The 24,797-nt window shown below is 67.9% G+C and carries 21 protein-coding genes and 1 tRNA gene; 14 read left to right on the forward strand and 8 right to left on the reverse strand.

Features of this window, described 5'->3' with window-relative positions:
* Positions 1-138: 138 nt before the first annotated feature.
* The 4 genes from AC5RVZ_RS09335 to AC5RVZ_RS09350 all read left to right on the forward strand — a co-directional run bounded on the left by AC5RVZ_RS09335 (position 139) and on the right by AC5RVZ_RS09350 (position 5,740).
* On the forward strand, positions 139-2,637 hold the full coding sequence (locus tag AC5RVZ_RS09335; protein ID WP_493978320.1) for an ATP-dependent Clp protease ATP-binding subunit: 2,499 nt from the start codon (positions 139-141) through the stop codon (positions 2,635-2,637).
* Between the two features lie 155 nt (positions 2,638-2,792).
* Positions 2,793-4,913: a S9 family peptidase gene (locus AC5RVZ_RS09340; protein ID WP_494065449.1), complete on the forward strand. Its 2,121-nt coding sequence runs from the start codon at positions 2,793-2,795 to the stop codon at positions 4,911-4,913.
* Positions 4,914-4,922: 9 nt separating this feature from the next.
* The gene (locus AC5RVZ_RS09345; protein ID WP_493978321.1) at positions 4,923-5,432 is read left to right on the forward strand and encodes an amino-acid N-acetyltransferase; all 510 of its coding nucleotides are present in this window, start codon (positions 4,923-4,925) and stop codon (positions 5,430-5,432) included.
* 98 nt (positions 5,433-5,530) lie between these two features.
* Positions 5,531-5,740, forward strand: a complete 210-nt coding sequence (locus tag AC5RVZ_RS09350) for a hypothetical protein (protein ID WP_494065450.1) — start codon at positions 5,531-5,533, stop codon at positions 5,738-5,740.
* Between the two features lie 61 nt (positions 5,741-5,801).
* Here the strand turns inward: AC5RVZ_RS09350 and AC5RVZ_RS09355 are convergent, their stop codons facing one another.
* Positions 5,802-6,767: an HhH-GPD family protein gene (locus AC5RVZ_RS09355; protein WP_494065451.1), complete on the reverse strand. Its 966-nt coding sequence runs from the start codon at positions 6,765-6,767 to the stop codon at positions 5,802-5,804.
* Between the two features lie 86 nt (positions 6,768-6,853).
* Between AC5RVZ_RS09355 and AC5RVZ_RS09360 the strand changes: the two genes are divergently transcribed.
* Positions 6,854-7,483, forward strand: coding sequence for a hypothetical protein (locus AC5RVZ_RS09360; protein ID WP_494065452.1), 630 nt, complete (start codon positions 6,854-6,856; stop codon positions 7,481-7,483).
* A 16-nt stretch (positions 7,484-7,499) separates the two neighbouring features.
* On the opposite strand, the gene disA is transcribed toward AC5RVZ_RS09360, so the two are convergent.
* From disA to AC5RVZ_RS09375, 3 genes are all read right to left on the reverse strand, one after another.
* Complete coding sequence (disA, locus tag AC5RVZ_RS09365; RefSeq protein WP_494001944.1) at positions 7,500-8,573, reverse strand: DNA integrity scanning diadenylate cyclase DisA; 1,074 nt, start codon at positions 8,571-8,573, stop codon at positions 7,500-7,502.
* Between the two features lie 103 nt (positions 8,574-8,676).
* A complete protein-coding gene (gene radA / locus AC5RVZ_RS09370) occupies positions 8,677-10,044 on the reverse strand; it encodes a DNA repair protein RadA (RefSeq protein ID WP_494065453.1) in 1,368 nt (455 codons plus the stop codon).
* 29 nt (positions 10,045-10,073) lie between these two features.
* Complete coding sequence (locus AC5RVZ_RS09375; protein WP_494065454.1) at positions 10,074-11,201, reverse strand: FUSC family protein; 1,128 nt, start codon at positions 11,199-11,201, stop codon at positions 10,074-10,076.
* A 303-nt stretch (positions 11,202-11,504) separates the two neighbouring features.
* Between AC5RVZ_RS09375 and pstS the strand changes: the two genes are divergently transcribed.
* The 4 genes from pstS (at position 11,505) to pstB (ending at position 15,613) form a co-directional block, all read left to right on the forward strand.
* A complete protein-coding gene (gene pstS / locus AC5RVZ_RS09380) occupies positions 11,505-12,617 on the forward strand; it encodes a phosphate ABC transporter substrate-binding protein PstS (protein WP_494065455.1) in 1,113 nt (370 codons plus the stop codon).
* Between the two features lie 149 nt (positions 12,618-12,766).
* Positions 12,767-13,693, forward strand: coding sequence for a phosphate ABC transporter permease subunit PstC (gene pstC, locus AC5RVZ_RS09385; RefSeq protein WP_493978329.1), 927 nt, complete (start codon positions 12,767-12,769; stop codon positions 13,691-13,693).
* Complete coding sequence (gene pstA / locus AC5RVZ_RS09390; RefSeq protein ID WP_494065456.1) at positions 13,693-14,808, forward strand: phosphate ABC transporter permease PstA; 1,116 nt, start codon at positions 13,693-13,695, stop codon at positions 14,806-14,808. Before pstC ends, pstA begins: the two co-directional genes overlap by 1 nt.
* Positions 14,809-14,833: 25 nt before the next feature.
* Entirely contained in the window at positions 14,834-15,613 is a 780-nt protein-coding gene (gene pstB / locus AC5RVZ_RS09395) for a phosphate ABC transporter ATP-binding protein PstB (RefSeq protein ID WP_494001949.1), read from the forward strand.
* A gap of 87 nt (positions 15,614-15,700) precedes the next feature.
* Here pstB and AC5RVZ_RS09400 read toward each other — a convergent pair whose 3' ends face one another.
* The 3 genes from AC5RVZ_RS09400 to AC5RVZ_RS09410 form a co-directional block, all read right to left on the reverse strand.
* A complete protein-coding gene (locus tag AC5RVZ_RS09400) occupies positions 15,701-16,711 on the reverse strand; it encodes an inorganic phosphate transporter (protein WP_494065457.1) in 1,011 nt (336 codons plus the stop codon).
* Positions 16,712-17,329: a nuclease PIN gene (locus AC5RVZ_RS09405; protein WP_494049146.1), complete on the reverse strand. Its 618-nt coding sequence runs from the start codon at positions 17,327-17,329 to the stop codon at positions 16,712-16,714.
* 490 nt (positions 17,330-17,819) lie between these two features.
* The gene (locus AC5RVZ_RS09410) at positions 17,820-18,467 is read right to left on the reverse strand and encodes a hypothetical protein (protein ID WP_494065458.1); all 648 of its coding nucleotides are present in this window, start codon (positions 18,465-18,467) and stop codon (positions 17,820-17,822) included.
* Positions 18,468-18,657: 190 nt separating this feature from the next.
* Here AC5RVZ_RS09410 and AC5RVZ_RS09415 point away from each other — a divergent pair.
* The 4 genes from AC5RVZ_RS09415 (at position 18,658) to AC5RVZ_RS09430 (ending at position 21,842) form a co-directional block, all read left to right on the forward strand.
* A tRNA-Lys gene (locus AC5RVZ_RS09415) sits at positions 18,658-18,730 on the forward strand.
* A 774-nt stretch (positions 18,731-19,504) separates the two neighbouring features.
* Positions 19,505-19,921 (forward strand): diaminobutyrate acetyltransferase, encoded by a 417-nt coding sequence (ectA, locus tag AC5RVZ_RS09420; RefSeq protein WP_494065459.1) that lies wholly within the window; start codon positions 19,505-19,507, stop codon positions 19,919-19,921.
* 133 nt (positions 19,922-20,054) lie between these two features.
* Positions 20,055-21,326: a diaminobutyrate--2-oxoglutarate transaminase gene (gene ectB / locus AC5RVZ_RS09425; RefSeq protein WP_494065460.1), complete on the forward strand. Its 1,272-nt coding sequence runs from the start codon at positions 20,055-20,057 to the stop codon at positions 21,324-21,326.
* Between the two features lie 117 nt (positions 21,327-21,443).
* A complete protein-coding gene (locus AC5RVZ_RS09430; RefSeq protein ID WP_494065461.1) occupies positions 21,444-21,842 on the forward strand; it encodes an ectoine synthase in 399 nt (132 codons plus the stop codon).
* Between the two features lie 131 nt (positions 21,843-21,973).
* On the opposite strand, the gene AC5RVZ_RS09435 is transcribed toward AC5RVZ_RS09430, so the two are convergent.
* Positions 21,974-23,002, reverse strand: a complete 1,029-nt coding sequence (locus AC5RVZ_RS09435) for a LacI family DNA-binding transcriptional regulator (protein ID WP_494065462.1) — start codon at positions 23,000-23,002, stop codon at positions 21,974-21,976.
* A gap of 148 nt (positions 23,003-23,150) precedes the next feature.
* On the opposite strand from AC5RVZ_RS09435, the gene AC5RVZ_RS09440 reads away from it, so the two are divergent.
* Positions 23,151-24,797, forward strand: coding sequence for an ABC transporter substrate-binding protein (locus tag AC5RVZ_RS09440; protein WP_494065463.1), 1,647 nt, complete (start codon positions 23,151-23,153; stop codon positions 24,795-24,797).

Consider the following 24,797-nt stretch of genomic DNA (forward strand, 5'->3'; position numbering starts at 1 on the left):
ATCGATCGGCGGGGCGGACAGGCAACTGTCCGCCCCGTTTGCCGTCCTGCAGAGGGCATTACCCCTAGGGCGAACAGAACGCACAACAGCCATCCGGGCACGTAGCATCAAAGTACGCAGTAGCTAGGAGTGTGCGAGATGTTTGAGAGATTTACCGACCGTGCCCGTCGCGTTGTCGTGCTGGCTCAAGAAGAAGCCCGCATGCTCAACCACAACTACATCGGCACCGAACACATCCTCCTCGGATTGATCCACGAGGGTGAGGGCGTTGCCGCCAAAGCACTGGAGTTCCTCGGCGTCTCCCTGAACGGCGTTCGTGAGCAGGTCCAGGAGATCATAGGCCAGGGCCAGCAGGCTCCGAGCGGCCACATTCCGTTCACGCCGCGCGCCAAGAAGGTTTTGGAGCTGTCGCTGCGCGAGGCCCTCCAGCTTGGCCACAACTACATCGGCACCGAGCACATCCTGCTGGGCCTGATCCGCGAAGGCGAAGGCGTGGCCACGCAGGTGCTGGTCAAGCTGGGCGCCGACCTCAACCGCGTGCGCCAGCAGGTCATCCAGCTGCTCTCCGGCTACCAGGGCAAGGAGCCGGTCACCGCCGGCCAGCAGCAGGAAGGCACTCCTGCCGGATCGGTGGTGCTGGACCAGTTCGGCCGGAACCTCACACAGGCTGCGCGTGAATCCAAGCTCGACCCGGTCATCGGCCGCGAGCACGAAATGGAACGCGTCATGCAGGTGCTCTCCCGCCGCACCAAGAACAACCCGGTGTTGATCGGCGAGCCCGGCGTCGGCAAGACCGCCGTCGTGGAGGGCCTGGCCCAGGCGATTGTCCGCGGCGACGTGCCCGAGACCATCAAGGACAAGCAGCTCTACACTCTGGACCTGGGGTCCCTGGTGGCCGGGTCACGCTACCGCGGTGACTTCGAGGAGCGGCTGAAGAAGGTCCTGAAGGAAATCCGGACCCGTGGCGACATCATCCTGTTCATCGACGAGATCCACACCCTGGTGGGTGCCGGTGCCGCCGAGGGCGCGATCGACGCGGCCTCCATCCTGAAGCCGATGCTGGCGCGCGGCGAACTGCAGACCATCGGTGCCACCACCCTGGACGAGTACCGCAAGCACATCGAGAAGGACGCCGCGCTGGAGCGCCGGTTCCAGCCGATCCAGGTGGAAGAGCCGTCCGTGGAGCACGCCGTGCTGATCCTCAAGGGACTGCGGGACCGCTACGAGGCGCACCACCGCGTGTCCATCACCGACGGCGCCCTGGATGCCGCCGCGCATCTGGCCCACCGGTACATCTCGGACCGCTTCCTGCCGGACAAGGCCATCGACCTGATCGACGAGGCCGGGGCGCGGCTGCGCATCCGCCGGATGACCGCACCGCCGGAGCTCAAGGACATCGACGAGCGCATCGCCGAGCTGAAGAAGCAGAAGGAATCGGCCATCGACGCCCAGGACTTCGAGGGCGCCGCGACACTGCGGGACCAGGAAGGCAGGCTGCAGGACGAGCGGGCCGAAAAGGAACGCGCCTGGAAGTCCGGGGACCTGGATGAGATCGCCGAAGTGGACGAGGACTTGGTGGCAGAAGTGCTGGCCAACTCCACCGGCATCCCCGTGTTCAAGCTGACCGAGGAAGAGTCCAGCCGCCTGATGCACATGGAGGCCGAGCTGCACAAGCGCGTGATCGGCCAGGACGAGGCGATCAAGGCCATCTCGCAGGCGATCCGCCGTACCCGTGCCGGCCTGAAGGACCCCAACCGTCCCTCCGGCTCGTTCATCTTCGCCGGCCCCACCGGCGTCGGCAAGACCGAGCTCGCCAAGGCCCTGGCGGAATTCCTCTTCGGTGAGGAAGACGCGCTGATCACCCTGGACATGTCCGAGTACTCGGAGAAGCACACGGTCTCGCGGCTGTTCGGTGCCCCTCCGGGCTACGTGGGCTACGAAGAAGGCGGTCAGCTGACCGAAAAGGTCCGCCGCCGCCCGTTCTCCGTGGTGCTCTTCGACGAGGTGGAGAAGGCGCACGCCGACCTGTTCAACTCGCTGCTGCAGATCCTCGAGGACGGCCGCCTGACGGACAGCCAGGGACGCGTCGTGGACTTCAAGAACACGGTGATCATCATGACCACCAACCTTGGCACCCGCGACATCTCGAAGGGCGTCATGACCGGTTTCCAATCCGGCACGGACACCAAGACCGGGTACGAGCGGATGCGCGCCCGGGTCCAGGATGAGCTCAAGCAGCACTTCCGGCCCGAGTTCCTCAACCGCGTCGACGACACCGTGGTCTTCCCGCAGCTGAGCGAGGAAGAAATCGTCCAGATCGTGGACCTGTTCGTCGAGCGCCTGCGGAAGCGGCTCGCCGAGAAGAGCCTCAAGATCGACCTGACCGACGCGGCCAAGGTGCTGCTGGCCACCCGCGGCTACGATCCCACCATGGGTGCCCGGCCGCTGCGCCGGACCATCCAGCGGGAGATCGAGGACCAGCTCTCCGAGAAGATCCTCTTCGGCGAGTTCCACCCGGGCGAGACCATCCACGTGGATGTCGAGGGCGAAGACGACGCGGCGACGTTCGTCTTCAGCAGCACCGGAGCACCCAAGGCAATCGAGGGAGTCCCGGACACCCCGGCACTTTCCCAGTAGCCTGCACCGTACTGCGCAGGGAGAACCCCGGCTTCGGCCGGGGTTCTCCCGGTTAACCGGAGGGCGCCTCGTCGCAGGGCATGCCGCGGCGTAGCAAAACCGCGAATTGCCGCCACTTCCTGTGATCCGTCACACAAGTAGTGTTTACTTACTCCATGCGTTCTGAAGCAATGACTTCCGAAATGCGGCCCGAGCTGCCCCTCCAGCAGGGTGCCGCCACCCCGTTCCACGACCTGGACCGCTTCATCGCGTTGCCGCGGCTCGGCTCCCTGGCCCTCAGTCCGGACGGCAGCCGCCTGGTGACCTGCGTCGGCGTGCTGAATCCCGCCTCCACCGACTACGTTTCGGCCCTCTGGGAGGTCGATCCGGCCGGTCAACGCCCGGCACGCCGGATTACGCGCAGCTCCAAGGGCGAGTCCGGCGCGGCTTTTGCCCGCAACGGCGACCTGTACTTCACGTCCGCGCGCCCGGATCCCGAGGACTCGGAGAAGGAACCGGTCCCGGCCCTGTGGCGCCTGCCGGCCGCCGGGGGTGAAGGCCGCGTGGTGCTCTCCCGGCCGGGCGGGGTCGCGGCGGTGCGCTGCGCGCGGGAGGCCGACACCGTGGTGGTCGACGCCCAGGTGTTGGGCGGGGCCGTCGACGAAGAGGACGACGCGGACCGCCGTGCCGCGCGGAAGGACAAGAAGGTCTCGGCGGTCCTGCATTCCGGGTACCCGGTGCGCTTCTGGGACCACGATCTGGGTCCGGGACAGAAGCGGCACTTCGTGCTGGAGGACAATGCGGAGGAGGCGGCCCGAACCATAACAGTGGACGACGAGCCGCAAGGCCGGCTGCGCAACATCACCGGCTGGGCGGGAAACGCCTTGCTGGAAACCGCCGCCGAGCTGAGCCCGGACGGCGCCACCCTGGTGGTCAATGTCCGCCGTCCGCTGGCGCGGGGCGACGCCCGCAGCGTGCTGGCCGCCGTGGACACGGCCACCGGCGGGCAGCGGATCCTGCTGGAGAGCCCGGACACCGATTATGCACCGGGCCCGGTCAGCCCCGACAACCGCACCGTAGTGGTGGTCTGCGAGACCGTCTCGGGGCCGCAGACCATTCCTTCCGTGACCCTGGGCCTGCTCCCGCTGGCCGGCGGCGAGTTGCGGCCGCTGGCTGCCGACTGGGACCGCTGGCCCAGCCCCGCAGCCTGGCTGCCCGACGGTTCGGGCCTGCTGGTCACCGCCGACGACGGCGGCCGCACCCCGGTGTTCTGCATCGACGTCGTCACCGGTTCCGTGCGGCGGGTGACGCACGACGATGCGGCCTACACCGACGTCGTGGTCAGCCCGGACGGGCAGTTCGCCTACGCGCTGCGCAGCTCCTACCTGTTTCCGCCCGAGCCGGTGCGCATCGACCTGTCCTCCGGCGAGGCCACGGTCCTGCCCTCGCCCGCGCCCCGCCCGGAGTTGGGCGGGAGGCTGGAAGAGATCACGACGACGGTGGCCGCCGGGGGCGCGGACATCCCGGTGCGTGCCTGGCTGGCCCTGCCCGCCGATGCGTCCGCGCAACAGCCGGCGCCGCTGGTGCTGTGGGTGCATGGCGGCCCGCTCGGCTCGTGGAACGCGTGGAGCTGGCGCTGGTGCCCCTGGCTGCTGGTGGCGCAGGGGTACGCGGTCCTGCTGCCGGACCCGGCCCTGTCCACCGGCTACGGCGACGACTTCATCCGGCGGGGCTGGGGGCAGTGGGGGCAGGCGCCCTATGAGGACCTGATGGCCATCACCGACGCCGCCGTGCAGCGCGAGGACATCGACGGGACGCGGACGGCCGCGATGGGCGGTTCCTTCGGCGGTTACATGGCCAACTGGATCGCCGGGCATACCGACAGATTCCGGGCTATCGTGACCCACGCCAGCCTCTGGGCGCTGGACCAGTTCGGGCCGACGACGGATGTTTCCCCGTACTGGGAGCGGGAGATGACGCCCGAGATGGCGCTGGAGAACTCCCCGCACCTGCACGTGCAGAACATCAACACACCCATGCTGGTGGTGCACGGGGACAAGGACTACCGGGTGCCGATAGGGGAGGGGCTGCGGCTCTGGTACGAACTGTTGTCCCGCTCGCAGCTGGCCGCCGGAGCGGACGGGAAGACCCCGCACCGGTTCCTGTACTTCCCGGACGAGAACCACTGGGTGCTCTCACCGCAGCATGCCCGGATCTGGTATTCGGTGGTGTGCAACTTCCTCGCCCGCCACGTGCTGGACCAGCAGACGGAGTTGCCGGCCGAACTGGGGCTTTAGACTGACTGGGTGACCGACGCCTTCAGTATCCGCCCCGCCCGCACCTCCGACGTCGTCCAGATCCGCCGGCTGGTCAAGCCGCTGGCCGACAAGCGGGTGCTGCTGGAGAAGGAGGCGGTGGCGTACTTCGAAGGCATCCAGGAGTTCCGGGTCGCGGAGACCCCGGCGGGTGAGATCGTGGGCTGCGGGGCGGTGCACGTCATGTGGGAGGACATCGCCGAGGTGCGCACGCTGGCCACCGCCGCACACTGGCGCGGCAAGGGAGTGGGCCGGGCCTTGCTCGACGAGCTGATCGCCGCCGCCAAGGACCTGGGCGTCAGCCGCGTGTTCTGCCTGACCTTCGAGGTGGACTTTTTCACCCGGCACGGGTTCGAGGTGATGGCCGACCAGTCGGTGGTGGACCCCGAGGTGTATTCCGAGCTGCTGCGTTCCACGGACGAAGGCGTGGCGGAGTTCCTCGACCTGGCCCGGGTCAAGCCCAATACCTTGGGCAACACGCGGATGATCCGCAGGCTCTGATCGGCCGCCCGTCGACACGTTCCGCCCGGGCCCCTAGGGTGGAGGCGTTGGGGAGGGAACAGCCGGCCCCTCGCGCCGGCGCGACGGTAAGGATGACCATGGGTGTGGGAGATGTCCCCGGCGGCGGCAAGGCAGAGCAGCAGGACGGCGCCGCCAAACTGCAGGGAGACAAGCTGGACGGCCTCAAGGACAAGGCCGGTGACGCCGACGACGACCCGCAGGAGCAGAGCGGCGCAGCCGGACCGGGCGGCCGGGCCGACGGAATTGTCGGGGGCCGGCAGGAGCCTCCCGGCGGCGGGGACAACTAGCGGACCCGCCGGCCGCCGCGCAGGCTGCGCTCTCGCTCGCTGGCCGGCAGGAGCCGGTTTCCTACCCGGGCAGGCCGATGCCCCCGCCCGACGCGACGGCCAAACCGTCCGCGATCAGCCCGTCCAGGGCGCGGCTTAGTTGTTCGTCCCCGGCAGGCAGCGCGCGCAGTGCCGCGAGCGGCGTCCGGTAAGCCGCCGGCAGATCGGCCGGTTCAACGCTGCCGAGCAGGACCTCGCGCGGAACCGATGACTCGGCCTCGCGCAACACGGCCATCATGGCCCCGCGCACCTGCCGGTCGGTACCCGCCCAAGCCTGGCCTCTGGGCACGTAGTGGGCCTCGGGCCGGCCGGCCCTGACCCAGGCACAGCGGTCCAACACCGGGCAGGCATCGCACTGCGGCGACCTCGCCGTGCAGATCAGCGCGCCGAGTTCCATGACGCCGGCATTCCACTCCTTGGTGCCGTGGACCGGCATCAGCGCCTGCGCCGTGCGCATTTCGGCGGCATTCAGAGACGGCGCGGGCAGCGCAGCTCCGGTGACCAGCCGGGCGTGCACGCGACGGATGTTCGTGTCCACCACGGTTTCCGGCAGCCCGAAGGCGAAGGAAGCGACGGCGGCCGCGGTGTAGGTTCCGACGCCGGGGAGCTGCAGCAGGCTGGCATGGTCATCCGGCACGCGGCCGCCGTGCCGGTCCACGATGGCGGCAGCTGCGGCATGCAGGCGCAGCGCGCGGCGCGGATACCCCAGCCTGCCCCAGGCCCGGACCGCTTCCCCGGCCGGGTCGGCGGCGAGGTCGGCCGGGCGCGGCCAGCGCCGCATCCACTGCTCCCAGACAGGCAGCACCCGGACCACCGGGGTCTGCTGCAGCATGAATTCGCTGACGAGGATGCCCCAGGGGCTGCAGTCAGCGCGGCGCCAGGGCAGGTCCCGCGCGCTGGCCGAGAACCAGGTCCGGATACGCGAATGCAGCAGTTCGGCTTCAGCCGGTTCGGTGGAAGGCGCCGATGCGGGGGCGGGGCGGGGCATGGAACTCCTACGATGTGACCAACCAATACTGTACTGCCCGGCGTGGTGGTAACGGCACGGGCCGCCGCTGTCCTTAGCCTTAAGGCATGGCAGGCAACGGCACATCCGGCACCCGCGGGCAGGTTCCCGTCCGGCGGCCCAGCCCTGCCGTCTACCGCCGCCGTCGTTTGGTGGTGCTGGCCCTGGCCGTGCTGCTGCTGGCCGCCCTGGTGGCCGCCGGATGGTGGGTCGCCGGCCTGTTGGGCCGGGGAGAGCCCGAAGCAGCGGCGGAGGCGCCGGAACCGACGGCCTCCAGCCCCGCGTCCGCCAGCCCGGCATCCCCGGGGCCGGCAGGTTGCGAAGACCGGGACGTCGTCGTCCGGGCGGAAACGGACGCCCCGGCGTACGGGAGCGGGGAGAACCCCACCCTGATCCTGGAGGTGGCCAACGAGGGCAAGGGGCCGTGCGAAGTCAACGTCGGCACGGACGCCATGGAATTCCTGGTCACCAGCGGCGAAGACCGGATCTTTTCCTCCAAGGACTGCCAGGTGGACCCCGAGCCGTTGATGATGACCCTTGAGCCGGGCAAGGCCGAGCAGGCCCGTTTCGTCTGGGAACGGAACCGCACCGCACCGGGCTGCACGCCGGTGGAAGCCAACCCGCAGCCGGGCACCTACGTCCTGGTGACCAAGCTGGACAAGAAAAGCAGCGACAAGACCGTGTTCGAACTGCGCTAGCGAACGCCCGAAGGGATCAGAGGAACCGGTCCAGCAGGCTGGTTTCGGCGATGCGGGACAGGCCCTCGCGGATCACGCGGGCCCGCTGTTCGCCGATGCCGTCCACCGCCATCAGGTCGTCGATATTGGCCGCCATCAGCGACTGCAGTCCGCCGAAGTGGTCGACCAGCCGGTCCGCCACCGCCCGCGGCACGGACTTGACTGCGGCCAGCAGCCGGTAGCCGCGCGGCTGGACCACGGCGTCGAGGGAGTCCTGCCCCACCTGGATGCCGATCACGCTGGCGACGCGGCCCAGGTCGATCAGGTCGTTCGAGGTGAAACCGCGCAGCGTGTGCAGGGCGGCGTCGACGTCGATGCCGCCCTTGATGTCCGCGTAGTCACGCAGGATCATCTCGCTGTCCGGGCCCAGTCCTGAGGTCAGTTCATCCAGCTGCAGGGAGAGCAGGCGCCCGTCCACGCCGAGCTCCAGCACGTACTGGGAGATCTCGTCGGAAATGCGGCGGACCATTTCTTGCCGCTGCAGGGTGACCGCCACGTCCCGCACGGTGACCATGGCCTCGATCTCCAGTGCGGACAAGGAGCTCGTGACCTGGTCCAACCGGGCGCGGTACCGCTCCAACGTGGCCAGCGCCTGGTTGGCGCGGGCGAGCACCGGCTCCGAGCCCTCCAGCACATGCCGGATGCCTTCCACATACAAGGCGATGATCTGCATGGATTGGCTGACCGAGATGACCGGCAGCCCGGTCTGGATGGCGACCCGTTCGGCGGTGCGGTGGCGGGTGCCCGACTCCTGCGTGGGAATCGACGGGTCGGGGACCAGCTGCACGGCGGCCTTGAGGATGTTCGCCGCGTCCTTGTCGCAAACGATCGCCCCGTCCATCTTCGCAAGTTCGCGCAGCCGGGTGGGGGAGAAGTCGATCCCGATGTCGAAGCCGCCGCTGCTGATCTTTTCCACCTGCTGGTCGTAGCCGAGCACGATGAGCGCGCCGGTGCGCCCGCGGAGAATCCGTTCCAACCCGTCGCGCAGCTGCGTTCCCGGAGCTACACGGGCCAGGGTCGCCTTGAGGGCGTCCTCGGGGCTCTTGACCATGGGGGAGTTTCCTTAGGGCAGGCGGGCATGGGGACGAGGCCGCCGTCCTGACAGCCCCAGGGTCCATGATAATGCCGGACCTCGGCTAATCTGCTCCCGGCGCTCAGCGGAACAGCGTGGACAGCGCTTCGGAGACGGTATGGACTTCCTTGACCGTGAAGCCGGCCGGCACCTGGCCTGCCCCGTCGGGGGACGCCGGCACGATCGCGTGCGTGAATCCGAGCCGTTCGGCCTCCTGGATCCGCCGCAAGATTCCCGGCACCGGCCGCACTTCGCCGGCCAGGCCGACCTCGCCGAAGGCGATCAGCTGGGCCGGGAGCGGCTGGTTGGTCTTGGCCGAGGCGATGGCCAGCACGGTGGCCAGATCCGTTGCGGGTTCGCTGAGCCGGACCCCGCCCACGGTCGCCACGTAGCTGTCGTCCTTGTGCAGCGACATGGAGGCGCGGCGCTGCAGCACGGCCATCATCATGGCCACCCGGGAAGAATCCAGCCCGCTGGTGGCGCGCCGCGGCTGGGCGTTGGAGGTCTCGGCCAGCAACGCCTGCACCTCGGCCACCAGCGGCCGCCGGCCCTCCAGCGTCACGGTGATGCAGGTGCCGGAGACCGGATCCTTGGTCCGGGACACGAACAGGCCGCTCGGGTCCGTCAGCCCTTCGATGCCGGCCTCGGTCAGGTCGAAGCAACCCACCTCGTCGGTCGGGCCGTAGCGGTTCTTGACCGCACGGACCAACCGCAGGCGCGAGTGCCGGTCGCCGTCGAACTGGCAGACCACGTCCACGAGATGCTCCAGCAGCCGCGGCCCGGCGATCGAGCCGTCCTTGGTCACGTGCCCCACCAGGATGGTGGTCATGCCCTTGCGCTTGGCGGCGTTGATCAGCGAGGCCGCGACCTCGCGCACCTGCGTCACGCCGCCGGCGGCGCCCTCCACCGCGCTGCTGCTGAGCGTCTGGACCGAGTCGACGATCAGCAGCGCCGGCTCCATTTGCTCCACGTGCCCCAGCGCTATGCCGAGGTCTGTCTCGGCGGTCAGGTACAGGTTGTCCGCCACCGCGGAAATCCGTTCGGCCCGCAACTTCACCTGGGCCGCCGACTCTTCGCCGGTGACGTAGAGCACGTCGCGGTCCAGCCGGGCCACCCGCGCGGCAACATCCAGCAGCAAGGTGGACTTTCCGATGCCCGGCTCGCCGGCCAGCAGGATGACCGCACCGGGGACCAGGCCGCCGCCGAGCACCCGGTCGAGTTCGCCCACGCCGGTGGCCCGGAAGGCCGCGGTGGTGGCATCGACGTCGGCGATTCGTTCCGCGGGCCGCGAGACGGCGGCCGCGGCCGTGGTGCGCGCCACCACCTGGGTGGCCTCTTCAACCGTTCCCCACGCCTGGCACTCGCCGCACCGGCCCACCCATTTAGCCGTGCTCCAGCCGCACTCGGCGCAGCGGTAGGCGGGGGCCTTGGAACGGGTCTTGGTGCTCATGGACCCACAGTAACCGGGGCGCCGGACAATCAGAGCCTGGGCAGGTAGGACGTGGCGTCGTCCTGGCTGAGCCCGGCGGCCTTGAGCAGGTCCACCATGAGCGGGCGGAAGACCAGGATCAGTCCCTCGCCCTCCAGCGTGACGACGCCGAGGGTCTTGGGGTGCAGGCGCGTGGCAATCTCCGCCAAATCGTTGCGCGCGCCGGAAAGCCGGCGTTCGCGGGCACCCGGGTCCCGGTCGGAAAGCCCGGCAGCGAGGATCTCGACGGCGTCGGCGGTCTCCTGGAGCACCTCGGCGAAGCGCGCGATCGCCTCGTCGGACATGGCCGCGTGGTTGATCACGGAGGTGAGGCGCCGGGAGAAGACCCGGCTGTTGCGCATGGCCAAATCCGCCATCTCCGCAGCATCCTGCAGGTCCCCCACTTCGTCCCGGTGGCGCCGGTGCACCGGCGAAATCCGGGCCACTTCCCGGGCCGAGCTGAAGCTGCCGCGGACGTCGTCGATCAGGTTTTGGCTGCCCCGAGCCCGGACCAGGGCGTGCCAGGCCTTGGTGGAGTCGCTGTGGGAGAGGGCGACGGAACACTCGCGCAGCACCGAGGCGAGTTCGTCCAGGAGCTTCTGCAGCTTGGAACGCGGTTCGGAGCGCGGGTCGCCGGGGATCAACATGGTCACGAGCATCGCGAAGGACCCGCCGATGACGGCATCGAGGCTGCGGGTGAACGGCCCCCCGTCCGGGGCGGGCAGCAGCACCACCAGCACCGACTGCAGCGCCATCTGCGTGGTGAAGATGGTGCCGCTGTCCAGGAACCGGGCCAAGAGGATGGAAACCAGCAGCACCAGGGCTGCCTGCCAGATGCCCGGCCCGAGGAAGTGCAGCAGCAGATCGCCCACCGCGATGCCCAGCGTGCAGCCGATGGCGACTTCGAGCACTTTGCGCGCCCGGGGTCCGGTGGAGAAACCGAGCGCAATGATGGACGAGGTGGCGGCGAACAGCGGGCCTTCGTGGCCCAGGACCTGCTCGGCCACGACGTAAGCGGCAACGGCGCAGAAGGTGATCCGCACCGCCGGCATGACCGAGGACTTGCTGCGGCTGAAGCCGGCGCGCCCGCGTTTGCGCAGGAACGACCGGGCCTGTGCCAACCGGGTGCCTGCGCTCATGCCCCCAGTCTAGGCGGGGCTTGCGCGGCCCCCGGACGGCCTGCAAGACCCCCGCACGGCCCGGCCCGCGGCCCCCTCGCGGGCGCCCCGCCCGCCTCGGCCCCCGCCATTAGTATGAGTGCGCTCACAAAGGCAAGGCCCGCACGCCGTCTGTTAGCGAACCGTCCGGTGTTGTTCACCTTGCGTTCACTTTGGCCGTGCACATTCTTTACGTGGCGCCCATAGCCTCGAGGGAGCACGACGCCAGGGCGGAAACACGTCCGGTCGTCCTGATCCGTTCTCACCCTGAAAGGGACCATACACGTGAAGGCATTTCGCATCGGCCGCGCGGCCGCCGTCCTCTCCGTCGCAGCACTGGCGCTGACGGCCTGTGGCTCCGACAACGCCACCGGCAGCCAGGCCGCCGCCGGCAGCACCGAGACCGCAGCAACGGTTTCGGGCACGCTCTCCGGCGCGGGCGCTTCCTCGCAGGATTCCGCCATGCAGGCCTGGATTGCGGGCTTCGGCGCGCAGAACCCCGAGGCCAGCGTGCAGTACTCGCCGGACGGCTCGGGTGCCGGCCGCGACGCCTTCCTGGCCGGCGGCGTGCAGTTCGCCGGCTCGGACGCCTACATGGACGAGGAAGAATGGGAGCAGGCCAAGGAGGTTTGCGGCCCCGACGGTGCCATGCACATCCCCGGCTACGTCTCTCCGATCGCCGTGGCCTTCAACCTCGAAGGCGTGGACTCCATCAATATGGACGCCGAGACCATCGCCAAGGTCTTCCGCGGCGAAATCGCCAAGTGGAACGACGAAGCCATCGCTTCGCAGAACGAGGGCGTGGAACTGCCCGACACCCCCATCACCGTGGTCCACCGCTCCGACGAGTCCGGCACCACCGAGAACTTCGTGGAGTACCTGGCTGCCGCCGCCGGCGACGTCTGGACCGACGAAGTCTCCGGCGAATGGCCCTCCAAGCTCCAGGCAGAGAACGCACAGGGCACCTCCGGTGTGGTTTCCGCCACCACCGCGACCAACGGGGCCATCACCTACGCCGACGCTTCGGCCGTCGGCGACCTGGGCACCGTGAAGGTCAAGGTCGGCGAGGAATACGTCGAACTGAGCCCCGAGGCTGCGTCCAAGGCCGTTGAGGCTGCCACCCCGGTCGAGGGCCGCGGCGACGTTGACATGTCCCTGGACCTCGACCGCGACACCACCGAATCCGGCGCGTACCCGATCGTGCTGGTTTCCTACCACATCTACTGCTCGACATATGCTGATCAGAACACCGTTGACCTGGTGAAGGCCTTCGGCAACTACGTGAGCAGCGAAGAAGGACAGCAGGCCGCACAGGACTCGGCCGGCAACGCGCCGATCTCCGAGACCCTGCGCGAGCAGGCCAAGGCGGCTATCGACTCCATCTCGGTGAAGTCGTAGCCCACACGAAGTCCGGTTGGCCCCGCGCCGTCGCAGTTTGACGCGCGGGGCGCAGCCGTGTTCCGGCCGGGGCGAAATTGCCCGGACGGAACGAAGCCGCAAGACTGGCAGAACAGCTAGACGAAGTACAGAACCCGAAGGGTTATGAAGTGTCCCAAACATTGACCGAGACCGGCCAGGGCCGCGCCGGCGACAAGGTCTTTTCCGGCCTTGCGCTTGCCGCGGGGTGCCTGATCCTCTTCGTGCTGTTCTGCGTGGCGGCGTTCCTGCTGTGGCAGGCCCTGCCGACGTTCGGGGCAGACCCGGCCGCCATTTCCGGCGGGAACGGCTTCTGGGGCTACATCTGGCCCATCGTCATCGGCACGCTGATCGCCGCGGCGATCGCCCTGCTGCTGGCGACCCCGGTCGGGGTGGGGGTCGCACTCTTCATCTCCCACTACGCACCGCGGCGGCTCTCTCAGGGCCTCGGCTACGTGGTGGACCTGCTGGCCGCCATCCCCTCGGTGGTCTACGGAGCCTGGGGCATGACCGTGCTGGCCCCCGCGCTCGTCGGTCCCTACACCTGGCTGGCGGAGAACGCCGGCTGGATCCCCATCTTCGAAGGCCCCGCCAGCCAGACCGGCAAGACCATGCTGACGGCCGGAATCGTGCTGTCCGTGATGATCCTGCCGATCATCACCTCGCTCAGCCGCGAAATCTTCCTGCAGGCGCCCAAGCTCCACGAGGAAGCGGCCCTGGCCATGGGTGCCACCCGGTGGGAAATGATCAAGATGGCCGTCTTCCCCTTCGCCCGGCCGGGCATCGTCAGCGCGGTGATGCTGGGCCTGGGACGCGCGCTCGGCGAGACGATGGCCGTGGCCATGGTGCTCTCCGGCGGCGGGCTCATCGCCAGCCTGATCAAGTCGGGCAACCAGACGATTGCCGCCGAGATCGCCCTGAACTTCCCTGAAGCGTACGGGCTGCGCTTGTCCGAACTGATCGCCGCCGGCCTGGTCCTGTTCGTCATTACCCTGGCCGTGAACATGGTCGCCCGCTGGATCATCAGCCGGCACAAGGAATTCTCGGGAGCCAACTGATGTCCAAACTGCTCACTGAAACCCCCGCCCCGACCAAGCGCAACACGCTCACCAAGAACCAGCTGCCCGGCTGGGCCATCTGGGCCGTCGCCGCCGGCTCGCTTATCCTCGGCGCCGCGGCCTCGTCGCTGATCGGTTTCGGGCTCGTCTCCTGGGCCTTGTTCTCGGCCGTGATCTTCGTGGTCGCCGGCTACGTGGTGACGCTCTCGGTGGAGGGGGCGCGCAAGGCCAAGGACCGCTTCGCCACCAACCTGGTCTTCGCGGCGTTCATCATCGCCGTCGTGCCGCTGATCTCCGTGATCTGGACCGTGCTGCAGAACGGCGTCGCCGGACTCAGCTACAACCTGGTCTTCACGTCGATGAACGGCATGACCGGCATGATCGACAACGAAACGACCGCCAACGGAGGTGACGTGCTCGGCGGCGCCTACCACGGCATCGTCGGCACCCTGCTGATCACCCTCTGGGCCACCATCATTTCGGTGCCGATCGGGCTGCTCACCGCGGTCTACCTGGTCGAATACAGCAAGGGCGGAGCGCTCTCGCGCGGCATCACCTTCTTCGTGGACGTCATGACGGGCATCCCGTCCATCGTGGCGGGCCTGTTCGCTGCCGCGCTGTTCGGGCTGATTTTCGGGCCGAGCACCCGCACCGGTTTCGTGGCCGCCGTCGCCCTCTCCGTGCTGATGATCCCGGTGGTGGTCCGCTCCACCGAGGAAATGCTCAAAATCGTCCCGAACGAGCTCCGCGAAGCGTCCTACGCGCTGGGCGTGCGCAAGTGGCGCACCATCCTGAAGGTGGTGGTGCCGACGGCGATCTCCGGCATCGCCTCCGGCGTCACCCTGGCCATCGCCCGCATCATCGGCGAGACGGCCCCGCTGCTGGTCACCGCGGGCTTCGTGAACAGCATCAACTGGAACGTGTTCGGCGGCTGGATGACCACCCTGCCCACGTTCATCTACCGGCAGCTGATGAACCCGACCTCGCCCACCAACGTGGACCCCAGCATGCAGCGCGCCTGGGCCGCTGCGCTGATCCTGATCATCTTCGTCATGCTGCTGAACCTGATTGCCCGGCTGATCGCCCGCATCTTCGCCCCCAAGACCGGCCGCTGAGCCAGAACCAAAGAGAAGGAACCCCATGTCCAAACGCATCGACGTCAAGGACCTGAACGTCTACTACGGCAACTTCCGGGCGGTGGAAGACGTCAACATCAACATCGACGCCCGGTCCGTCACAGCTTTCATCGGCCCCTCCGGCTGCGGCAAGTCCACCTTCCTGCGCACGCTCAACCGGATGCACGAAGTGCTGCCCGGCGCCCGGGTGGAGGGCGAAGTCCTGCTCGACGGGGACAACCTCTACGGCCAGGGCGTGGACCCGGTGACAGTGCGCAGCCAGATCGGCATGGTCTTCCAGCGCCCCAACCCGTTCCCCACCATGTCCATCCGCGACAACGTGCTGGCCGGGGTCAAGCTGAACGACAAGCGCATTTCCAAGTCGGACGCGGACGCGCTGGTGGAGAAGTCGCTGACCGGCGCCAACCTGTGGAACGAGGTCAAGGACCGGCTGAACAAGCCCGGCTCCGGCCTTTCCGGCGGCCAGCAGCAGCGCCTGTGCATCGCCCGCGCCATCGCGGTGTCCCCGCAGGTGATCCTGATGGACGAGCCATGCTCCGCGCTGGACCCCATCTCCACGCTGGCCATCGAGGACCTGATCGAGGAACTTAAGACGGAATACACCGTGGTGATCGTGACCCACAACATGCAGCAGGCGGCGCGCGTGTCGGACAAGACGGCGTTCTTCAATATCGCCGGCACCGGCAAGCCGGGCAAGCTGATCGAATACGGCGATACCCCGTCGATCTTCAGCAACCCCACCCAGAAGGCCACGGAAGACTACGTCTCCGGCCGCTTCGGATAAGAAGGCGGCAGTACGACGGCGGTGCCTCCCCGCGGCGGGAGGCACCGCCGTCGCTGTTAACAGGCGCCAGGGAAGGCCGCGGCCCGGCTAGAGCATCGGATCCAGGGCCAGCAGCAGGATGGCCCCGACGAGCGAGGTTGCCAGCAGGGTCAGCACCCAGGTGGCCAGCACGCGGATGGCCACCCGCCAGCGCACCGCATGCATCCGCTGGGTGGACCCGGCGCCCAGGATTGCCGCCGTCATGGTGTGCGTGCTGGAGAGCGGCATGTGCAGCCCGATGGCCCCGACGAACAGCATGGCGGAGCTGACGCCCTGTGCGGTGGCGCCGTGCAGGGGATCGATCCGCACCAGCCGCGACCCCAGCGTGTGCGAGATCCGCCAGCCGCCGAAGAGCGCCCCTACGGCCAGCAGCACCGCCGCGAACAGCTGCACCCACAGCGGCATCCGGTCGCCGGAGGCATAGCCGGCCGCGGCCAGTCCCAACAGCACCACGGCCATGGTGCGCTGCCCGTCCTGCAGGCCGTGGCCCAGCGAAAAGGTACCGGCAAAGACCGCCTGCGCCAGCCTGGTGGTCCGGCCGACCTCGCGCGGCGTCCGGTAGCGGGCCAGCCACGTCAGCGGGACGATCGCCAGGTAGGAGAGCACGAACGCCACCAACGGCGACAAGAGCAGCGGCAGGATCAGCTGGCCCCAGATCGGGTTCTCCGTGGCACTGATGTTCTCGCCGCCCAGCAGGGTGGACGCCGCCCCCGCCCCTATCAGGCCGCCGAGCAGCGCATGCGTGGACGACGACGGCATCCGCTGCCACCACGTGAAGACTCCCCACGCGCAGGCGCTCAGCAGCCCGGCCAGCAGGATGCCCAGCCCGGACCGGCCTTCGGGCAGGCCGATCCAGCCGGTACTGATCACCAGGGCCAAGGTGCTGGAGATCAGGGCACCGGCCAGGTTGCAGACGGACGCGAGCACGACGGCGACACCCGGGGTGAGCGCGCGCGTGCGGACCGAGGTGGCGACGGCGTTGGAGACATCATGGAAGCCGTTGATGAAGGCAAAGCAGCCGGCGAAAGCGACCACCAGCACCAGGAGGAACAGCTCCACCTACGATTCCTTGACCAGGATCTGGCCTACGTGGTGCGAAGCCTGGCGCAGCGTCTTGGTGGCGGCGATCAACTGGTCGGCCACGTCGCGGTGCCGCGCCAGCGTGGCGCCCTTGTGTTCCGACAAAAGCTCCGAGACCCATACCCGGTGGGTGCGTTCGGCCCGCTTGGCCAGCCGGACCATCTCGATGCAGTACTCCTCGAGGTCCTCCAGGGAGTTCAGCCGGGGCATGGCGTCCCGGGTCATCTCCGACATGCGCCCGATGACCTCCAGCTGTTCCGAGGCCCGGGTAGACAGGCGCTTCACCCGGTTCAGTGCGATCAGTTCCGCGGCGCCGTCGAGGTGTTCAAAGGTGTGCACCAGATGCAGCGAGAGCTGGAACATGTCCTCGCGGGGGAGCGGATTGACGAAGCTGGTCCGCAGCGTGGTCAGCAGGGCGTTGCGCAGGCGCGAGACGTTCGCGTCGCGGTCGTGCAGTTCTTCGGAGAGCTTGTCGTAGTCGTCCGCAGGCGCCCCGAGGATCTCCGAGAGGGTCTTGACTCCCGCCATCAGCTCGGCGGCCGTGAGGGCGAGCAGTTCCAGGCTCTTGGTGTCCTGCGGGAAGAGGCTTAGCTTCATGTCACCGGCGGTTTCTCACTGGTCCGTACGGCGGAAGGGAAGCATCCGCCGTGCCTAGATTAGCGCCTCTTCGCGAACAAAAATTAATGGTGCCGAACTGGGAGCGCCTCTCGGCGGAAGGCCGCTCGAGGCGGCTAAGAGTTGGAGCCCGGGGCTGCCACAGTTCGACACCACCTTCAGTTTTCTACGCCTCACTGCGGATGTCAACAGCCCCGAATATACGGGGAAAAACGTGTCAGCAGAAGCTATCTGTGGTACACGCGCGCGTCGTTCCCGGAGCGCCTTGCCCGGACGGTCCTGCCGGTGAGGGCACCACCGCGTGGCCGACGGCCGCTGGCGGTCGGGGCGGGGTGCCGGCGGGCGGCTGGTCGGTGCTTGGGGTGCCGGCGGGCGGCTGGTCGAGTTCGCCGCGACGCGAGGTGGTTGGTCAGGTTCGCCGCGCCGCGGCGAACCTGACAACGCAGTTTCGGGCCGTTGGCCCGTCCGGCCGCTAGTCGAGTTCGCCGCGCCGCCAGGCGACGGCGGCCGCTTCCAGATCCTCGGCGGTCTTCACGAGCCGGTGCGAGTTGAGCGTCAGCTTGGTGGCATGGTTCTCGTTGGCGGACTCGGCAGAGTCGGCGTGGTGGGTCTGGCCGAGCGCGACGATCCGGCAAAAGGCCGCCGACCGGTCAAGGGCCACGTCGAAATCACCGTCGAAGGCGCCGGAGAGAATCGTGTCGGCCATGGCCCGCACTTCGTCGGCGCCGGGCGGTTCAGCTACTCCGGCGATGACCTTGGACACTTCTGCCGATGCCGTCCCGGCCTTGAAATAGGCTGCCAGCTTGTCCGGATGGGACTGGGCCGCGGCGCGCAGGGCGTACAGGCGCCAGAGCGCGCCCGGCAGGGAACGGGCGGGGCTTTCAGCCCACATTTCAGCAATGGCCTCGAGCCCCTGCTGGTCTGCCAGCTTGACCAGCCTCGCGGTCACCTCGGGATCGTCCGAGCCGCGTCCGCGGTGCACCAGGGCCTGAGCCGCGAGGTGGGCTGCCTCGGACACGCGTGCCGGGTCGGCACCCCCGGCGAAGTCCTCAAAATCCACCGGGGCGAAAGGCTTCGGCTTATGCGGCCGGGGGATATCGTTTCCGTTGTTCGGGCTCATGCCTCGACCTTACTCCCGCCTCTGACGCCGGTACAGAGACGGGATGCCTCCCGGCGACGGGACGTTTTGGGGCGGCCGGCAAGGCGCACGCCGGAGCGGATTCGGGTGCTCGGTGTGGGTGCGATAAACTGGGAACCGGTCAAATCCGGCCCCGCCTTAGTTTCAACCCGGGCAGGGTGGAGTGGCTGGCGGGCCTTTAGCTCAGTTGGTAGAGCATCGGACTTTTAATCCGCGGGTCGCGGGTTCGATCCCCGCAGGGCCCACCGCGAAGGCGGCTCCGACCGGTTTGCCGGTCGGAGCCGCCTTTTTCATGGGACGCCCCGCCTTACAGGCCGGGTCAGCCGCCCACGTCACGCAAACTTGTCCACGTTCAGGCCAAACTGTCCACGTCTTGGCTATCCACAGGCGCGTGACCTGCGCTTATGTCCACAGGCGCTCCAAAACATGGACAACGCACGACGGGGCTTCTTCCCCGGCGCCCTAAGTGGCTGCAGCCTGCTCGACTGACCGGATCGGAAGGGCCTCCAGTCGGAGCGTCGGGCCCGGTCCACCCTGAAGGCCAGGAGCGCCGTGAGTGTCCACTGCCGCCGGGTTTCCAGTAGCCGGATTCCCAGCAGCGTCGCCGTAACGGCCTTCAAGGCTTCCCGTGCGGCGTGGAGAAGCCCGCCGCGGGATCCTGGCGGGGCCCCGGATAACGGCCTTCCGGGCGCTCCTTGCGCGGCCGAGGCCGCATGTTTTACCGGCCGTCACACAGCGAATGTCACGAAATGGTAACGATAAAAACGCGCAAGGGCACCGCCGTCGTCATTCCGCCGGAGGGCAACTGGCACACGGGATCCGCCGGAATCGGGCCGGGGCGGCAGGGGCGTCGAAAGCGTCCGGACCGCTGTCAAGTCGGCAGATTTCGGGTTGATAACCGCTCTGATCTCGTTACGTTTGAAGGGATGGTTGAAGAACTAGCAGAAACCCAGACCAGACCGAGGATCGAAGCAAACTTCCGTAAACCAACCCTGAACGACGGGCAGTCCCTGTGGCGCATGGCCAGGGATTCCCAGGTCCTGGACCTGAACTCGTCCTACTCCTACCTGCTGTGGACCCGCGACTTCGCCGAGACGTCGATCATCGCCACAGTGGACGGCGAGCCGGCCGGTTTCATCACCGGCTACATGCGCCCCGGCGAACCGGGCACCTTGATGGTGTGGCAGGTGGCCGTGGACCAGCGGTTCCGCGGCCGCAGGCTGGCGGCGGACATGCTGGACCGCCTGGCCTGGCAAGTCCTGGCCGAACGAGTGGAAACCACCATTACAGCGGACAATGAGGCATCCGTCCGGCTGTTTGCCGGCTTCGCGTCGCGCCGCGAGGCGCCAATGGAACGCGAGCCGCTCTTCACCGAAGAGCTCTACCCGGACGGGCACGACACCGAGTACCTGTTCCGGATCGGGCCGCTCAATTGATCCCGCCGACCCCCGCGGCCGGCCAAGCACAACCTCCACCAACGCACATCCGCATGAATCGACCTGCGGCTGCTGTGGCGCTGTCCCGTACCCGGGGCCGCCCGCTGCCGCACTGAGGAAGGAAGCGTATTCCATGACTGATATTTTCGAGACCCTCGAGTCCGAGGTCCGCGGCTACTGCCGCAGCTGGCCCGCCGTCTTCACCCGCGGCGAGGGCAGCACCCTGACGGCCGAGGACGGGACCACCTACCTGGATTTCTTCTCCGGCGCCGGTGCGCTCAACTACGGCCACAACAACCCGAAGCTGCTGCAGCCGCTGCTGGAGTACCTGGCCAGCGGCGCCGTCGTGCACTCGCTGGACATGAAGACCCCGGCCAAGCGCACGTTCCTGGAGACCTTCCAGGAGGTCATCCTCGAGCCGCGAAACCTCGATTACAAGGTGATGTTCCCCGGCCCCACCGGCACCAACACCGTTGAGGCCGCCCTGAAGCTGGCCCGCAAGGTGACGGGCCGCCAGCACATCCTCTCCTTCACCAACGCGTTCCACGGCATGACGCTCGGTTCGCTGTCGGTGACCGGAAACTCGATGAAGCGCCGGGGCGCGGGCATCCCGCTGACCAACAGCTCCAAGATCCCCTACGACGACTACTTCTCCGGCGAAACGGCAGATTTCCTGTGGCTGGAGCGGGTGTTGGAGGACAGCGGCTCGGGCGTGGACAAGCCCGCGGGCATCATCGTGGAGACGGTCCAGGGCGAAGGCGGCCTCAACGCCGCCCGGGCGGGCTGGCTGCGCGGCCTGGCCGACCTGTGCAAGAAGCACGAGATCCTGCTGATTGTCGACGATGTGCAGGCCGGCTGCGGCCGCACCGGAACGTTCTTCAGCTTCGAGGAAGCCGGCATCACCCCGGACATCGTCTGCCTGTCCAAGTCCATCTCCGGCTACGGCCTGCCGATGGCGCTGACCCTGTTCCGCCCCGAGCTGGACGTGTGGGGAGCCGGCGAGCACAACGGCACCTTCCGCGGGCACAACCCGGCGTTCGTGACGGCGACGGCGGCGCTGGAAACCTACTGGCGGACCGGCGAGTTCCAGAAACAGATCCAGGCCCGGGCCGTGCAGCTGCACGAGGGCCTGGAGCGGATCGCCGGGCTGGTGGAGGGCGCCAGCGTGCGCGGCCGCGGCCTGCTGGCCGGGGTGAAGTTCCCGGAGAACGAGACCGCCGGCAAGATCGCCGCGGAGGCCTACGACAACGGGCTGCTGGTGGAAACATCCGGCCCCGAGGGCGAAGTGGTGAAGCTGATGCCGGCCCTGACCATCAGCGCCGCCGAACTGGACCGCGGCCTCGACATTCTGATCGACGCGACCCGCGCGGTTACCGCGGTGCCGGAACTGGTCGGAGCCCTCTAGGGCGGGGCGCCCGCACGCTGACGCCCGCTCCGCGTGTGCGGCGCCCGTCGCGGAGTGTGGCCCAGCCGCCCCAGCACACCAAACGCAACTTCCTGACGACCTACCCAAGGAGTACCGATGCTTGTTACCAACCTGAACGACCTGAACGACACCGACCGCGACGTGAAGTCCGAGACCTGGCGGAGCCGGCGCATGGTGCTGGCGGGAGAAGGCGTGGGCTTTTCGTTCCACGACACGGTGATCTACGCGGGCACCACCTCCACGTTCCACTACGCCAACCACATCGAGGCCGTCTACTGCGTCCAGGGCGAGGGAACGCTGACCAACGAGGTCACCGGCGAAGTCCACGAACTGCGCGACGGAACCATGTACCTGCTGGACGGGCACGAGAAGCACACCGTCCGTGCCACCACCGAACTGCGCATGGCCTGCGTGTTCAACCCGCCGGTCACCGGCCGCGAAGTCCACGACGAGAACGGCGTGTACCCGCTCATTGAGGCCGAGCCGGCTCACTGACTGCGGTTCCCGCGCCCGGAGAATTCGCCCCGGCCGGCCGGTAGCACCGGAATGCCCTCATTGAATTAAACGGCAGACAACGACGGCGCTGGCCCGCCTTCTGCAATAATCCTGCGGAAGGCGGGCCAGCGTCACGTCTTATCGCTGCCGGAGTCGAGCGTGCTCTCGCGCAGGATCAACCGGGCGGAAAGCTTTGCCGGAATGCCGGACTCCCCGAGCATCTTCCGGCACAGGTGGCTGACCGCGGCCGCCGCGATGAGCTCCGGTTCCAGGTCGATGGCGCTGATCGACGGGCTGCTGTTGCGCGACTGTTCTGAATCCGAACCGGCGATCAGCTGGACCCGCCCGGGCACAGCGATGCCCCGCGCCGCCAGTTCCTCCAGGGCGCCGCGCGCATGCCGCCCGGTCAGGCAGTAGACCGCGTCCGGCATGTCCTCGCCTGCGTCCAGCAGTTCCCGCATGGCGGCCCTGCCGCCCTCGACGCCGTCGGACTCCGGCCGGCTGGCGATGCGTGGCCTCATGCCGTGACGCGCTGTCCAGCTGCCGTAGGCCGCCGCGGAGTCGAGGTTCCAGGCGTTGCGGTCCATGCCGGTGATGAGGCAGATGGACCGTGCCCCCGATCGGTGGAACCTGGACAGCACTGCCTCCGTTTCTCCCGAGTCGTGGGAACCGACCCAATCGAGAAAGTCGGGCCGTGCAGGATCGCGCCCAATGGTGACGAAAGGAGCGGCCAGCCCCAGTAACAGGTCGATGACCGGATCCTCCTCGAGCGGATCGTCAATGATGTAGCCGTCCAGCGACAAGGCGAGCGGGGAGCGCGGCAGCCGCGTCAGGTCTCGGACGAGCATGACGCTCAGCCCGCGCTCCAGGCACTCCACGGCGACGGCGCCGGAGAGCCTGGTGAAGTAGTCCACGCCGTGCGGGCGATACGTCCCGAGCGAATCCAGGGGCCGGAGCATCAGGCCAACGACCCCGATCGGGCTGTTGCGCAGTCCCCGCGCCATCGGATCGGGCTGGTACCCCAGCCTTTCTGCCGTCTGCCGCACGCGCTCGCGGGTTTCGGCCGACAGTGTGCCCTTGTTGTTCAGGCTGTGTGAGACAGCGGTGATGGACACGCCGGCTTCCCGGGCCACATCGTGGATCGTGACTCGCCGGCGCATCGTCCACCCTCCGTGATTCAGGTCATAACGGTTGGATAACAGAACAGCTAAAACGTTATATAAAAGGTTTTGTCCCCGTAGCTTACTGGAATACGCAGAGCAAGCGTCCCATCGGAACCACACACTGTGAAGCAAAGGGGATTGCAGGATGAAGAAAGTCACGCTGGCCACGTCGGTGGCCCTCGCGATGCTGCTGACCGCATGCAGCAACGGCGGGGGCGGAGCGGCCGCCCCGGATGCGGAGGCAGGCGGCGGCCTGGGGGAACTGCAGACCACCACCGAACCGGCGGCGGGCGAACTGGATACCGTCACCTGGAACCTGCCGTTCGGCGAACCGGCGTCACTGGATCCGATCAAGGCCTTCAACTACCCGGAAAACACCGTCGTGGCCAACCTGTGCGAAGGCCTGATGGTGATGGAACCGGACTACACGATTGCACCCAACCTTGCCGAATCCTTCGAGAACGTCGACGGCAAGACCTACATCTACCAGCTGCGGGATGACGTGACCTTCTGGGACGGCACGCCGATGACGGCCCAGGACGTGGTCTTCAGCTTGAACCGGCACCTGGACCCTGACGAGGGCAGCTACTGGGCCAGCGACGCGGTCAGCGGCAACGTGGAATCGATCAAGGCCACGGGTGAGTACGAAGTGACCGTGAGCCTGAGCTCTCCGGACGTCACGTTCAACTCCTACATGGCCACTCCGCTGGGCGTCATCGTGCAGGAGGCGCAGCGCAAAGAGGCCGGCGAAGCGTATGGCACCCCGCAGGAGGGCGTCATGTGTACGGGACCCTTCTCGGTTGATCAGTGGGACAGCGGCCAGAGCATCTCCCTGGCCAAGAACGATGCCTACTGGAACAGCAACCGCATGCCGAAGGTGCAAAACCTCGACATCCAGTTCATCGTGGACCCCGCGGCCATCACCAACGCGCTCGCATCCGGGGCCGTGGACGGGTCCTACGACGTCCCGCTCAGCGCGGTGCCGCAACTTCAGTCGGCGACCAACGGCGAGCTGATCCTCGGCAAGTCCCTGCAGCTTTCGGCCATCATCGCTACCGGCGACGGCCCGCTGGGCGATCCTGCTGTGCGCAAGGCACTGTGGACCGCCGCGAACACAACGGCGCTGGCGGAGACGGTGTACGAGGGAACGGCGATGCCCGCCCGGTCCCTGATTCCCGACGGCGGCTGGTCTTACGGCGACGACGTCTTCAGCGCAGCGCGCGAAGAACTGCCGCCGGTTGAAGCGAACGTCGAGGAAGCGAAGAAAATCCTCGCGGAGGCAGAAGCTGATCTGAGCAAGCCGATCACCATCGTCTACCCGAGCGAACGGTCGTTCTACGCGGACATCATTTCCGAACTGGCGCGCGCCGGTCAGGAAATCGGGCTGACGGTCAAGCCCCAGGGCGTGCCGAGCGCACAATTCGGCGCCTTCTTCTCGGACCCCGAGGCCCGTGCCGGGCATGGCGCCTTCGTCACCACCAATTACATGGACGTTCCGGATCCGCTGGTGTTCCTGCGCACCATCGTGAAGGAAGGCGGGTCGCAGAACTTCTCCGACTACAGCAACCCGGAGATTGAAAAACTCATCGCCGAGGCAGAGGTTCTGACCGACGACGCGGAGCGTGCCGCGAAGGTGGCCGAAATCGAGGCGCTGGCCATGGCCGACCTGCCCTGGCTGCCCATCGTCGATCCGGCAGGACGGCTCTTCCTAAACGAGCGGGTGACCGGCGTGCCGGCGTCCTTCGTCTACCTCTACTACCCGTGGGGTGCGGACCTGGGCGCCGCGGAGTAA

The sequence above is a fragment of the Arthrobacter sp. Cza30 genome, assembly GCF_059090765.1.